Origin of the sequence: Caulobacter sp. BK020 (assembly GCF_004342605.1) — a bacterium.
Classification (GTDB): Bacteria; Pseudomonadota; Alphaproteobacteria; order Caulobacterales; family Caulobacteraceae; genus Caulobacter.
Map to the genome: position 1 here is coordinate 55,556 of NZ_SLZL01000018.1, position 12,046 is coordinate 67,601.

The window sequence follows — 12,046 nt, forward strand, 5'->3', positions numbered from 1 at the left end:
TCGGCGCCGCCGCTCAGACGCCCGAGGATTCTGATCCTAGAATCCGCCGACCGACGCGGGCGGATGATCGAGCGCGCGATCGGCATTGTCAAAAAATCGGGGCGTCGGTTCCGACGCCCCGAGGGGAGGGAATGCGCCGTGATCGCTCGCGGCGCACCCAGTGCCAAGGCTAGTATTTCAGGCGCACGCCCATCTGGATGCGGCGGTCGTTCTTGAACCAGGCGTTGGGCGTGAGCTTCCCGCCCTTGTCGTAGTCGGTGACCTGCTGACGAAGCACCGTCTCGGTGGCCAGCAGGTTGCTGCCCTGGAGGCTGATCTCGGCGTTGTCGTTTACCTTGTAGCGGATCGAGGCGTCCAGGAAGCCGGCCGCGTCCTGCCAGACCGGGAAGGCCACGCAGCAGTCCACGGCGGTCACCAGGTACTTAGAGCGCCAGTTGTAGGCGGCGCGCGCCGCCCACGGACCCTTCTCGTACATCAGGACCACGTTGTAGGCGTGCTCCGACAGGCCTTCCAGCGAGTCGACCTTGATGCTGTCGGCGACCGCCTGCAGGCCCCCGCCACCAGTTCCGCCGCCGCCGTCGTTGGAGACGGGGGTGATGTTGGTGTTCACGATGCCCTTGTTCTTCACGTAGGTGTAGTTGGCCTGAACCCCCAGGCCGTTGAACGGCGCGGGCAGGAAGTCGAAATAGCGCTGGTAGGCCAGTTCGACGCCCTGGATCTTGGCGCCCTTGCCGTTGACCGGTTCATTCACCTCGACGGTGCGGGTCACGCCGTTGCTGGTGAAGGTCTCGTTGAACGACCCGAATTGAATGTAGTCGTGGAACTGTTTGTGGAAAACGGCGACCGACAACGAGCCGACATCGGCGAAGTAGTGCTCCAGCGACAGATCATACTGGTCGGCCGTGATCGGTTTCAGGCGCGGATTCTGCGAGCTGGCCGTGTAGCGCGGCGCAACCCCGGTGATGACTCCGGCCGAATTGCGCTGCCAACGCGGATCGCTGGGATTGTCGACGCTGGGCAGGTTGATGCTGATCGACCGATAGTTCTTCAGGTTGCCCATGTCGGGGCGGGCCATCGAACGCGACGCGGCGAAGCGCAGCAGCCATTTGTCGTTGATGTCGAACTTGAAGTTGAAGCTCGGCAACCAGTTTTCGTGCTTGGTCGAGATCGTGCTCGGGGTCGTGGCGCCCGAGTTGAACGCCCGATCCTCGGCCGAAATATAGCAGCCGATGGTCTGGGTGATCTCGGGGGTCGGCTGTCCGGGCTGGGGCGCGCCCCGCGGTTCGCAGACCAGCTGGCTGGCGTTCAGGGTCACGGGAAAGGCCGTCGATCCCTTGCTTTCCACCGTCGTCTCGACATAGCGGACGCCGAGGTTGCCCGAATAGGTGTGGCCAAACAGCGTGCCGGCGTGGCCGCCGAACTTCAGCATGGCGTAGGCGGCCTTGCTCTCCTCGGAAACGTTGAGGATTTCGGACGGCAGGAAGCAGTTGGTCTCCGCCGAGCGGCGGCCCTTGCCCGAGCACAGCGCGTTCCAATCGCCCACACCGGTCGAGGCCGAACCCAGCGCCTGCTGCATGCCGGCGTGGTCTTTCAGCTTGTCCATGTTGAAGAACACGAACTCCTGCGGCGTCAGCAGGCCGCCGCCGAAGAAGTCGTTGCTGAACCGGCGGGTGTCGCTGAGGCCGCGCTGATAGCCGGTGAAGGTGCCGCCCGCGCCGTTCGGCGCCGGAGCATAGCTGTCGATGTTGTACCAGGCGGCGTTGTTGCTCCAGGTGTTGGCGATGTTGCCCCAGTTGTAGCTGCCCCAGCGCACGGTCTGGTCGCGGTCGGCGTAGCGCACGCCCACCTTGATCGAATCCAGCCAGTCCGACTCGAACAGGTACTGGGCGTCCAGCCGCGTCGCGAACTCGTCGCCCTCGGACTTCTCGATATGGTCCTGAACGTAGTTGTAGCGGTAGGCGTTCGGGTTCAGCAGCCCGCCGGGCGCCAGGTTGATGTTGGTGCCGGGCAGCAGGGTCAGCTTGGGGTGGTCGCCGGTGGCGTCCAGGCCGATGTTGGCGAACGATTGCTGGCCCACGCCGATGTCGTAGTTGTCGACGGTGGCTTCGACCTTCTGGACGTCGAAGTTGAAGCGCCACTTTTCAGTGGGGTTCCATTTCAGGTTGAAGCCGAGGTCCTCGGTGATGTTGGTGCCGACGTTGTATCGGGTGTCGGTCGTGAAGTCGCCGCCGCGACGGGCCGGCGTACAACCGTTCCAGCCGTAGCAGGCGTTGACCATCTGCTGGCCCGAACTGTTCTGGGCGACCTGCGCCGATCCGGCGTTGTCCGCGCCCCACCAGCCGATGTCCGAGGTCATCACCCCGCTCTGGAAATTGCCCTGGTCGTCGAACGTGAAGTCCGGGGTGCCGGGGGCCGGCTGGGGAATCAACGTGCTGCCGGGGGTCACGTGGAACGAGGTGGGCAAGGCGAACAGGCTGAACGGGCTGGCCCCGATCACATATTCTTCCCACTCGTTCTTGTACTTGGACCGGTTGTACTGGAGCGTGGCCAAGAACTTGTGGTCATGGTCCTGCCACTGCGCCGCGAAGGCCGCGCCGTTGCGGGTGCGGTCATAGGTGTTGTCGCGATAGGACACGCTGGACGGGATGTATTTCAGGCCCTTGCCCGAATAGATTCCCTCGTCGAAAATGGCGGTCCGACCGTACTGGATGCCTTCGGAATTGGTGATCACCTGGGAATAGGCGTAGTTGGCCATCAGGCCGAACTCGCCGATCTTGGTGTCCCAGCGGTCGCTCCAGATGCCCGAGACGCTCGGCGTGACGCGGTCGGCCAGGTCGCCGTAGGTGGCGTCGACCGACAGGGCGAACAGCCGCCCCTTGGAGTCGAACGGTGTGCGAGTACGCAGATTGATCGTACCGGCGATGCCGCCTTCGATCAGTTCGGCGGTCTGGTTCTTGTAGGCGTCAACGCCGGCCATCAGCTCGGGCGAGATATCGCCCCAGCCCAGACCGCGCGACGAGTTGGCTGTGAAGCTGTCGCGACCGTTGAACTCCGACCGCACCTGCGGCAGGCCGCGGACGATGACGCCCGAGGGTTCGGCCGAGAAGTGGGCGGTGTCGGCGGTGGCGGCGAAGCGGTTGACGGTGATGCCGGCCACGCGCTGCAGGGCTTCGGCCACCGACTTGTCCGGAAAGGCGCCGATGTCGCTGGCGGTGATCGAATCGACCACGGTGTCGGCGTCGCGCTTGAGCTGTTGCGCCGATTTCAGCGCCTGGCGGACGCCGGTGACGACCACTTCGGTGACCGTGGTGTCATCCACGACCGTGGCCTGGGCTTCCTGGCCCGGCGCGGCGGCCTGGGCGAAGGCGACGGTCGGCGCCAGGCCGAACGTGACCGCTCCCAACGCCAGGGCGGAGGCGCCGTAGCGCATCGCCTGTCGCGCGGACGCGCGCTTGAACCTTGTTTTCTTCATTCCCTCTCTCCTCCCACAGAGACCATTTTCAACGCCAGGGCGCGGTTGTTTTTCATCGCGACCTATGGTGGCCGCTTTTTCGATCTGAAGGGCTGGCGTCGCGATGGCCGACGAAGTCGGATCGATCCGTTGTTCCCGCCCCAGGATCACGCGTTTGCCCGCGTGATTGTTCGATAACCCCCTCAAGCCCCGCCGTTCGGACAGCGCTGTCTCAACACGCTTACCTACGTACGCTGTCCCGACAGCTACGTTACGACATCGTAATGGAAGCGCAATGGAAATTAAATAAAACAAATTGCAGAAAGCGTTGTCAGGTCCTGAAAGGCCAAGCCCGCCGGATGGCCCGCGTCCTTTGGCCGCGCTATCGTCGGCGCGCCCAACCCAGAGACCGAAGTCCTGATGACCATTCCCACGCAGATTCCCGAATTGGACAACGTCACGCCGGAGCGCTTCCGGGACGAAGTTGTGCCGGCCGCGCGACCGGTGGTCATGCGCGGTCTGGTGGGCGACTGGCCGGTGGTGGCCGCCGGGCGGACCTCGCCCGCGGCCATCTGCGACTACCTGCGCCGGTTCGACCAAGGCCAACAGATCAAGACCGTCTCGGGGCCGCCGCGGATCAATGGCCGGTTCTTCTATAACGACGACCTGAGCGGCTTCAATTTTCAGCAGCAGCCGGCGCGGGTATCGACCGTGCTGGACTTCCTGCTGGAACATCTGGGCGACGAACGCCCGCCGGCTCTCGCCGCCCAGTCGATCACCTCGCGCGACAACCTGCCCGGGTTCTCGGCCGAGAACCGTCTGGGGCTCGTGGCCGACACGGTCGATCCGCGGCTATGGATCGGCAACGCCGTCACCGTCGCGACCCACTACGATCCAGCCGAGAACATCGCCTGCGTAGTGGCGGGCCGGCGGGAGTTCACGCTGTTCCCGCCGGACCAGATCAGCAACCTCTATGTCGGCCCCATGGAGATGACGCCCGCCGGGGCGACCATCAGCCTGGTGGCGCTGGACGAAGCCGATCCCGAGGTCCACCCGCGGTTCGCCGCCGCCCGCGCCGCGTCCATGACCGCCGAGCTCGAGCCCGGCGACGCGATCTACATCCCCTATCTCTGGTGGCACCACGTCCGTTCGCTGGAGCCGATCAATGTGCTGGTCAATTATTGGTGGACGCCGCCCTCGGCGGTCTATGGCGCGCCGCGCGACGCGATGATGCACGCGATCCTGGCGATCAAGGCGCTTCCGCCCGCCCATCGCCAGGCGTGGCAGGCGGTATTTTCCCATTATGTCTTCCAGGCCCAGGGCGACCCCGGCGAGCATCTGCCGCCCAAGAGCCGAGGGGTGCTTGGTCCGATCACCCCCGACCAAGCGCGCAACCTCCGTACGATGCTCGCTCGGGCGCTCGGGCGCCCCTGAAAGGGCCGCCAAACAGGGCCGAAATCGACGCCGCGACCCCGGTGGCGAGATCAAGCCTGGGTTACGCCCAGATTCCGTGGATCTCCAATCGCTTGCGGCCGACCCCATGCTCGCCGCGCGGCTTCCCTTGGACACAAGAGGCGAAAGATGGCCGACCAACCGTCCGTGTGATCAGCGCCGAAGAGAGTTTGCAGGATCCGCCGACTGACCTTTGGACAAGCCCCAGGCCTCTCCATGGACGAGGCCGCCCCGTCCGCGCGCCGTTCGTCGCCGCCTAGTCGGCAATCGTCACGGTCGGCCGGCCCGCGGCCGCAGAGGCCCTGCTGGTGACCGGCGTCCTGGACGCGGTCGGCCAGGCGGCGACCTGTTGGGGCCAAGCCTCCTGCCCGCCCCTCAACGACGCCTTCCACAGCCTTGGGCGCTCCTTGATTGCTGCGGTGGGCACGAAAATTTTCCCATCAGAGGAGCGAGAGCGCCTGCTGCGTATTGCGACAACGTTCAATCGCCGCGTGCAGGAATTAGCGCTCGCAGAACTTCCTACGAGTGGCCTTCACGCCTAAAATTGTGAGCTGCGGCAACAGTTTGGGCAAAGGCCACCTGAGCAGTCTCAACATCGCAAACTTGCCCGGACAGTTGCGATCCAGTCGCATGTGCGGCCACTCTTAAGTTGGAACGCGGCCAGTTCTAAGTTGGCACCACTATAGGGCCAACCCAATTGCCCGACCGTCGGACCCAACCGCGACTGATCACTAGGAGCGTGGCCGGTTCCAGATCGGCCACGGCTTCTGGACGATCAGCCGCGCTATCCAGTGATGAGCTGGGGCGGCAACTATGCCCGGCCCGCCAACGGCGTGATGTGGACCCTGTTCTTCGCCAGCGCTGACTTCGCGCCCGGTCTCACGGTCGATGGCGGGGAAATGCTGACGTTGGCCTGTCGCCTCACCTCGCCCCCCAAGGCGACGTCCACTGTTCACCGCACCAGAGCTGGAGCCAGCAGGCGTAAAGTCCGGGGGGCACGGCCGCATAGGGCGCGAGCGCCCGTTGCGAAACTTAACCATAGCGGGCATACTCAAGAACGTCGTTATGCGAAGTTGAGTTCGCCGGCCGGGGCGCGAAGCGCCATCACAGCCGGTTGGGCTCGGGGGCCAGGACATCGGGGGAACAGATGGACATTCCAAGCGAGCATTTGCCGCGTGTGCGGCGCTTCTTCGCCAGCCGCGCCAAGTCTCGAAAGGCGTCCACGGTCGAGGCGCTGCACGCGGCGCTGGGCAGTTCGATCGCCTTCGACGTCAGCATGGCCTGTGAGGACCAGCTGACCGACGATGGCAGGGCCCCGCCGCATGATCCGGGCGGCGTGATGTCGAAGGACTACCGCTACAATCAGGACGGCATGCTGGGCTACCTGACCGCGGTGCGCTTTCGGCTAAGCCAGAAAGGTCACACCTTCACGTTCAACGCCGCCTTCGTCGTGGCCGCGCTCGCCGACACGCTGAGCCAACTGAAACTGCGCATCACCAAGGCCACCACATGAGCCGCGCCCGCTCACATCTTGCGCCGATCGCGGTCGTGGCGTCGTTGTGCTGCGTCGGCGGTGCCCTGGCTGAGGCGCCGGCCTATTGCCCGCGTGACGCCGCCGGCAAGATCGACATCACCCGGCCGGTGGACAAGGCGGCCCTAGCCGTCGCCATGATTGAAAAGGGTCAGGTCAGCCGCACGCTCGAGACCAAGATCGCCGCCGCCAACCAGCGCCCAGGATATTCCCCCGCTGCGCAAGCGCTGATGTTGCGAGACGCGTTTTGCGGAGAGGGCAAGAAGGGTTGCTCCACGGCCGAGTATGAGGCCTTGGTCAATGCGGGCAACGCCTTTGACTATGCGCTTACCGATGCCAAGACCTTCACGATCGCGGTCACCCAGGCCGAGCGCGACCCAGTGATGTTCTTCGCTTCCGCCAGCGCTCAGCTTCGCTGCAAGGCCGAGGAAGCCGAAACCGAAAAGCCCGAGGACGACGGCAAGACCAAGACCTGGAGCTTGCGTAACTTCCGCGCGCGCGGCACCTCCACCGACCTGATCTATTCCCACGGCGGCGACGGGTTCGACGACACCGACAAGGTCGAGATCAGCTTCGAAGACGACCAGACGGCCGGGAAGAAATCGACCAAGTTCGTCGGCGCTCTGGGCTACGCATTCCCGATCGGGGGAACCAAGCCTGGCTCGGACAAGGTTCTGCTGGGGTCGTTCGTCCCCTTCGTCGGCGTCAACTTCGACACCAGCAAAACCAAGACCGACGGAAAGAAGGTCTCCAGCGACCTAGTCGAGTACGGGGCGATCCTAGCCTACAGCCTGTCGGTCCCCAAGGACGTCGGCGGCGGTCACATACAATCACCGGTCTGGAGCGCGGCGGCCATCCCCAAGGTCATCGTCAACCACGACGACCACAGTCGCGTGGAGGGCCTGAACCTGCTGCTGCGGCCGACCTTCTCGTTCATCAACCGTCAGACGGAGATCGGCGACTCGGACATCTGGTGGAATGTGATCGGTGATGTCCGGCTCAACAGCGGGCGCTTCGCCAAGATCGGTGATCGAGACGCGGAAGCGTCGAAGGATTTCATTCGGCCAGGCGCGCGTCTGGGCCTGCGGTTCGTCGGTCAGGCGGACGAGACGCCGGTGGAACTGAAGATCAGCGATATTTACATGGGCCGCTTCAGGGGCGGACCCGACCACCTCAACCTCTTCGACGCCACTGTCTCGATCTACTTCAACAAGGATCGCGACTTCGGGATCGACCTTGGCTACACCAAAGGGCGCGACGAAGATCTCGACGAGGCCGAGGACAAGTGGTCCGTCGGCTTCGCGGCCAAATACTAACCGTCTAGCAACGGTCGTCCCCTCTTTCGGTCATCGCTTGCTTCGGCTTCCCAAGTGACGGCGCGCAAGGCCAAGCGTGCCGCACGCAGCCGACCCTTCTCGGACATTGCTGGCGGCGGGAAACGGCATGGAGGGCACCGACTACCCCAGGTGCGACTCACTCGCAGCTATGGTCATCCTTAAGTTGGAATGTGGTCAGTCTTAAGTTGGCACGATACAAAAATGGCGGCCCGGAAGGGACTCGAACCCCTGACCTTCGCTTTAGGAAAGCGCTGCTCTATCCTGCTGAGCTACCGGGCCGCGTTGCGCGTGCGCCAGGGTGCATAGCGCAAGTTTCCCGGCCTGCGAACCCCGGACGGAAAAGCGTTGCAGGAGCGGGGCGGATCGCGACCGATTGTCGCGGCGCTGGCGCCCGCCCCCAACGCCTGGGGCCTTGAAGTCATTGAGGATCTTGCCATCAGCCGAGGGCCGGGCATGGCGGGAGCCTGGCTCTTAGCCGCGTGCGACGAGCATTAAGCATACGCTCCACCTTGCCGCGACCTTCGTGGGTGCTACGGTCGCTTGGGGACACAGGCATCGGGACAACCAGAGTGCTAAACGTCGCGAACGCCGAGCGTTCGGAACAGGCGGACCACGCCGCCCTGATCACGCTGGTCGAGACGATCGAGGCGCTGTCGGCCACGCGCACGATCGAGGAGGTCGCCGCGGTCGTCCGCTCGGCCGCCCGGCGGATGTCCGGCGCCGACGGCGTCTGCTTCGTCCTGCGCGACGGCGACCAATGCTGGTACCTGGACGAGGACGCCATCGGCCCGATGTGGAAGGGCCAGCGCTTCCCGATGACCGCCTGCATCTCCGGCTGGGCCATGCTGCACGGCCAGACGGTGGTGATCCCCGACATCTACGCCGACGACCGCATCCCGCACGACGCCTACCGCCCGACCTTCGTCAAGAGCCTGGTGATGACGCCGGTCCGTCCCAAGGACCCGATCGCCGCGATCGGGGCCTATTGGGCGGTGGGCCAGACGCCCTCGCCGGACACGGTGGTCCGCCTGGAGGCCATGGCCCGGGCCACGGCGGCGGCGATCGAGAACGCCCGGCTCTACGCCTCGCTGAACGAGGCCCTGGAGCGGCGCACCTTCCTGCTGCGCGAGCTGGACCACCGGGTGAAGAACACCCTGGCCTCGGTGCAGTCGATCGCCCGCCAGACCCTGCGCGCCGCCCCCTCGCCCGCCGATTTCGCCGACTCGTTCGAGTCGCGGCTGATGGGCCTGTCGCGGGCCCACGAGCTGCTGACCCGCCAGGCCTGGGGCCGCACCGACCTGCGCGACGTGCTGGAGACGGCGCTGCAGCCGTTCGGCGGCCTGGCCGATCCGCGCTTCACAGCCCGCGGTCCCGCCATCGCCCTGACCGCCGAGACGGCGGTGGCCCTGCACATGACCCTGCACGAGCTGATGGTCAACGCCGCCAAGCACGGGGCGCTGACCTCGGCCAGCGGCCAGGTCACGGTGGCCTGGCGGATCGAGGAGGTTGATGGCGACGGGAACCCGGGCGCCACCCCCAGCCTGGTCCTCGAATGGGTCGAGCGCGGCGGGCCGCCGGTCTTCGTGCCCAAGCGCCAGGGCTTCGGCACCAAGCTGCTGGAGCGCGGCGTCGCCCGCGACCTGGGCGGCGAGGCCAGGCTGAGCTACCAGCCCAAGGGCCTGAGCTACGCCCTGCGCGCGCCGCTTTCGGACCGGATCGCGGCGGCCACGGCGCCAAGGGTGGTGGCATGACCGCGCCCCGTATCATGATCGTCGAGGACGAGGCCCTGGTGGCCCTGATGGTCGAGGACCTGCTGACCGACATCGGCTGCCGGATCTCCGGCTCGTTCGGCGCGGTCGACGAGGCCCTGGACTACCTGAAGGACGCTGCCGCGCCGCCGCCGGCCCTGGACGGCGCGGTGCTGGACGTCAATGTCGGCGGGACCATGGTCTTTCCGGTCGCCGAACGGCTGCGGGCCGCCGGCATCCCGTTCGTGTTCGCCACCGGCTACGGCGCCTTGCCCCGCAAGGGTTTCGAGGAGGTTCCGGTGCTGAACAAGCCGATCGACCCGGTGCTGTTGGAAGACGCGGTGAAGGGGTTCGGCCAGGCGGCGTGAACGGCTGGAAAGCGCGCCTCCATCGCGCCAGAATATCGTATGGAAAAGATCGTTCTGAGCGGCGTCTGGTTTTATGACGGCGTGCTGTCCCAGCGCATCGACATCATCGCTGCGCCCGCCGAATTGGCCTATTCGCGATATTACGATTTCGAAGTCGCCGGTGATGAAATCGATCCGACCTCCCCCATCCCCGTCACGGAGGACGGCTTCGTCTACTATGTGGGCCACACGACGGGCGGCGAGTTTCTTTCCCTCTCGGCGGCCAAGGCCTGGGCGGAGAGCCAGCCGTGGGCGCCGATCACCTGGGACGATGCGGCGCCCGCCTAGAGCAAATCGCGCGATTTGCTCTAGCTTTTTGTTTTCGCATCGCTTTTGCGGAAAGCCGGCATCCACCTTTCCGCGCGATTCGCTAATAGGCCTTGCCGTCGTACTTCCGGACCGGCAGCTGGTCCCAGGCGAAGTCCACCAGCAGGCGGGCGTTGATGCTGATGCGCGGATCGTCGAAGTCGGGCGCGCCGCTGTCGAAGCTGGGGAATTCGGAATAGGTCGGGCAGCCGCAGATGGCGCAGTGGTGGTGCTGGCCCAGATAGTGGCCCCATTGATAGGTCGAGACCCGGTCCCGGGCCGTGGTCAGCCTGAACTGGGCGGGGCGGTAGTAGGCGTGCAGCGCGCCGCGCCGGGAGCAGAACGAGCAATTGCAGTCGCCCAGTTCGGTCGGCGCCTGGGTCACCTCGAACTGGGTGGCGCCACAGTGGCAGCGGGCCTTGAGCGGCAGGTCGGTCATGACGGTCTCCATCGCCGAGGAACACGGCTGGGACCCTAGGCGACCCATGCTGACAACCTGCTGTCAGCATGGGCGCGGAGCTTCCCGGGATCAGGCCGCCCGGGACTGGGCGTGATCCCGGTCCGGTTCGGCCGGACAGAGGAACCGGCCCGCCAGGTCGCCGTTGCGGAGGCGAAGCTCCAGCAGACAGGTCCGGCCCGCCCGGTTGAAGCGCCGGGCCAGCCAGCGCGCGGCGGCCTCGGCCCGGGCGCCGCTCTTGAAGATCATCGGGTTTTCGAACTCCGGGCAACGCACGGCCCAGGCGTCGCCCTCGGGGGCGACGGAAATCACGGTCGGCAACACCTCAACTCCAAATCCACACTGAAAACGAATGCCAGCGGCGACCCGCCGGCCGCCCTCCAACTGACCTCAGGAAGCGCTCGCCGCGTCCAGGCGCCGGAGCGCGGCCAGCACCTCGCTGACCGGCACCGGGGCGCTGGTGCCCAGCAGCCACCGGTGGGTGGGGCGATCCTCGACGGCGCTGGCGTCCGAGGCCCAGGCCGCCAGGATCTCGCGCTTGGCGCGCGGGTCGAGATCCTCGTCCTTGACCACCTCCAGCGGGTGCAGGAAGCCGACGGCGGGGCGACAGGGCCAGGGCGCGGCGCGCCGGGGCGTCTCGGAAGCGGCGAGCATGGCTACCTCCCGCCTCAGGCCGCCTTGCGGGCCTTGTCAGGTCCCGACAGCCGCTGCTGGCGCGCCTGGCCGATCTCGATACGCCGGGGCTTCAGGGCCTCGGGCACTTCACGCTCCAGCTCGATCGTCAGCAGGCCGTCGGCCTGGCTCGCCGACCGGACCACTACGTGGTCGGCCAGTTCGAACCGTCGCTCGAACCCGCGCATGGCCACGCCCCGGTGCAGGAAGTTGCGCTGCCCCTCCTCGGTCTTCGCCTTCTTGCCGGACACCACCAGCAGGTTCGGCTGGGCGGTCACCTCCAGCTCGGCCGGCGAAAAGCCCGCGGCGGCGATCGTCACGCGATAGCTGTCCCGGCCGGTCTTCTCGACGTCAAACGGCGGATAGCTGGCGTCGGCGTTGCTGCGCAGCGCCGCCTCGGCGAGGTCGGCCATGCGGTCGACGCCGATCATCGAGCGATAAAGGGGGGAAAAGTCGAAAGCGGTGCTCATTTCCATCTCCTCGCAAGCAAGTTGGACATGAGGGACGCCCGAAGCGCTCGGCGCCCCAGAGCCGAACCCATCAGGCGTCCGGCACGGCGTAAATTTTAGTACAGACCAAGCATGGGTCAAGCACCGGGCGCTAAATTTTTCGCCAGAGAGCTCGTCGAGGCGCCTCTCGTAGCTCCTCCACGACACAATTCAATGTTCGAAAAAATTCAGACAGT

General features: G+C 65.9%; 11 protein-coding genes and 1 tRNA gene. 6 read left to right on the plus strand and 6 right to left on the minus strand.

Features of this window, described 5'->3' with window-relative positions; translation table 11 throughout:
- Positions 1-169 precede the first annotated feature (169 nt).
- Complete coding sequence (locus EV278_RS19095; protein WP_243692266.1) at positions 170-3,472, minus strand: TonB-dependent receptor; 3,303 nt, start codon at positions 3,470-3,472, stop codon at positions 170-172.
- Positions 3,473-3,871: 399 nt separating this feature from the next.
- Here EV278_RS19095 and EV278_RS19100 point away from each other — a divergent pair, with 399 nt between their 5' ends.
- The 3 genes from EV278_RS19100 (at position 3,872) to EV278_RS19110 (ending at position 7,750) form a co-directional block, all read left to right on the plus strand.
- On the plus strand, positions 3,872-4,885 hold the full coding sequence (locus EV278_RS19100; protein WP_132095012.1) for a cupin-like domain-containing protein: 1,014 nt from the start codon (positions 3,872-3,874) through the stop codon (positions 4,883-4,885).
- 1,165 nt (positions 4,886-6,050) lie between these two features.
- Positions 6,051-6,416, plus strand: coding sequence for a hypothetical protein (locus EV278_RS19105; protein WP_132095014.1), 366 nt, complete (start codon positions 6,051-6,053; stop codon positions 6,414-6,416).
- Positions 6,413-7,750, plus strand: coding sequence for a hypothetical protein (locus EV278_RS19110; RefSeq protein WP_132095016.1), 1,338 nt, complete (start codon positions 6,413-6,415; stop codon positions 7,748-7,750). Before EV278_RS19105 ends, EV278_RS19110 begins: the two co-directional genes overlap by 4 nt.
- A 223-nt stretch (positions 7,751-7,973) precedes the next feature.
- On the opposite strand, the gene EV278_RS19115 is transcribed toward EV278_RS19110, so the two are convergent.
- Positions 7,974-8,050: transfer RNA gene (locus tag EV278_RS19115), tRNA-Arg, on the minus strand.
- A gap of 290 nt (positions 8,051-8,340) precedes the next feature.
- Here EV278_RS19115 and EV278_RS19120 point away from each other — a divergent pair.
- From EV278_RS19120 to EV278_RS19130, 3 genes are read left to right on the plus strand one after another with little or no spacing between them, the layout of a single operon-like run.
- Positions 8,341-9,522 (plus strand): HWE histidine kinase domain-containing protein, encoded by a 1,182-nt coding sequence (locus EV278_RS19120; protein WP_132095018.1) that lies wholly within the window; start codon positions 8,341-8,343, stop codon positions 9,520-9,522.
- The gene (locus EV278_RS19125; RefSeq protein ID WP_132095020.1) at positions 9,519-9,887 is read left to right on the plus strand and encodes a response regulator; all 369 of its coding nucleotides are present in this window, start codon (positions 9,519-9,521) and stop codon (positions 9,885-9,887) included. Before EV278_RS19120 ends, EV278_RS19125 begins: the two co-directional genes overlap by 4 nt.
- A gap of 39 nt (positions 9,888-9,926) precedes the next feature.
- Entirely contained in the window at positions 9,927-10,214 is a 288-nt protein-coding gene (locus tag EV278_RS19130) for a hypothetical protein (protein WP_132095022.1), read from the plus strand.
- Between the two features lie 82 nt (positions 10,215-10,296).
- Here EV278_RS19130 and EV278_RS19135 read toward each other — a convergent pair whose 3' ends face one another.
- The 4 genes from EV278_RS19135 to EV278_RS19150 form a co-directional block, all read right to left on the minus strand.
- Positions 10,297-10,671, minus strand: a complete 375-nt coding sequence (locus EV278_RS19135) for a GFA family protein (RefSeq protein ID WP_243692267.1) — start codon at positions 10,669-10,671, stop codon at positions 10,297-10,299.
- Positions 10,672-10,761: 90 nt separating this feature from the next.
- Positions 10,762-11,001 carry a hypothetical protein gene (locus EV278_RS19140; protein WP_243692271.1) on the minus strand — a complete coding sequence of 80 codons (240 nt, stop codon included), beginning with the start codon at positions 10,999-11,001 and terminating at the stop codon, positions 10,762-10,764.
- Positions 11,002-11,079: 78 nt separating this feature from the next.
- Positions 11,080-11,343 (minus strand): hypothetical protein, encoded by a 264-nt coding sequence (locus tag EV278_RS19145; RefSeq protein WP_132095028.1) that lies wholly within the window; start codon positions 11,341-11,343, stop codon positions 11,080-11,082.
- 14 nt (positions 11,344-11,357) lie between these two features.
- On the minus strand, positions 11,358-11,831 hold the full coding sequence (locus EV278_RS19150; protein WP_132095030.1) for an Hsp20 family protein: 474 nt from the start codon (positions 11,829-11,831) through the stop codon (positions 11,358-11,360).
- Positions 11,832-12,046 lie beyond the last annotated feature (215 nt).

Bases quoted from the DNA above. Each gene is read 5' to 3' on its own strand.
- EV278_RS19095 (WP_243692266.1), bottom strand. From the start codon at position 3,472: ATGAAGAAAACAAGGTTCAAGCGCGCGTCCGCGCGACAGGCGATGCGC.
- EV278_RS19100 (WP_132095012.1), top strand. From the start codon at position 3,872: ATGACCATTCCCACGCAGATTCCCGAATTGGACAACGTCACGCCGGAG.
- EV278_RS19105 (WP_132095014.1), top strand. From the start codon at position 6,051: ATGGACATTCCAAGCGAGCATTTGCCGCGTGTGCGGCGCTTCTTCGCC.
- EV278_RS19110 (WP_132095016.1), top strand. From the start codon at position 6,413: ATGAGCCGCGCCCGCTCACATCTTGCGCCGATCGCGGTCGTGGCGTCG.
- EV278_RS19125 (WP_132095020.1), top strand. From the start codon at position 9,519: ATGACCGCGCCCCGTATCATGATCGTCGAGGACGAGGCCCTGGTGGCC.
- EV278_RS19130 (WP_132095022.1), top strand. From the start codon at position 9,927: ATGGAAAAGATCGTTCTGAGCGGCGTCTGGTTTTATGACGGCGTGCTG.
- EV278_RS19135 (WP_243692267.1), bottom strand. From the start codon at position 10,671: ATGACCGACCTGCCGCTCAAGGCCCGCTGCCACTGTGGCGCCACCCAG.
- EV278_RS19145 (WP_132095028.1), bottom strand. From the start codon at position 11,343: ATGCTCGCCGCTTCCGAGACGCCCCGGCGCGCCGCGCCCTGGCCCTGT.
- EV278_RS19150 (WP_132095030.1), bottom strand. From the start codon at position 11,831: ATGAGCACCGCTTTCGACTTTTCCCCCCTTTATCGCTCGATGATCGGC.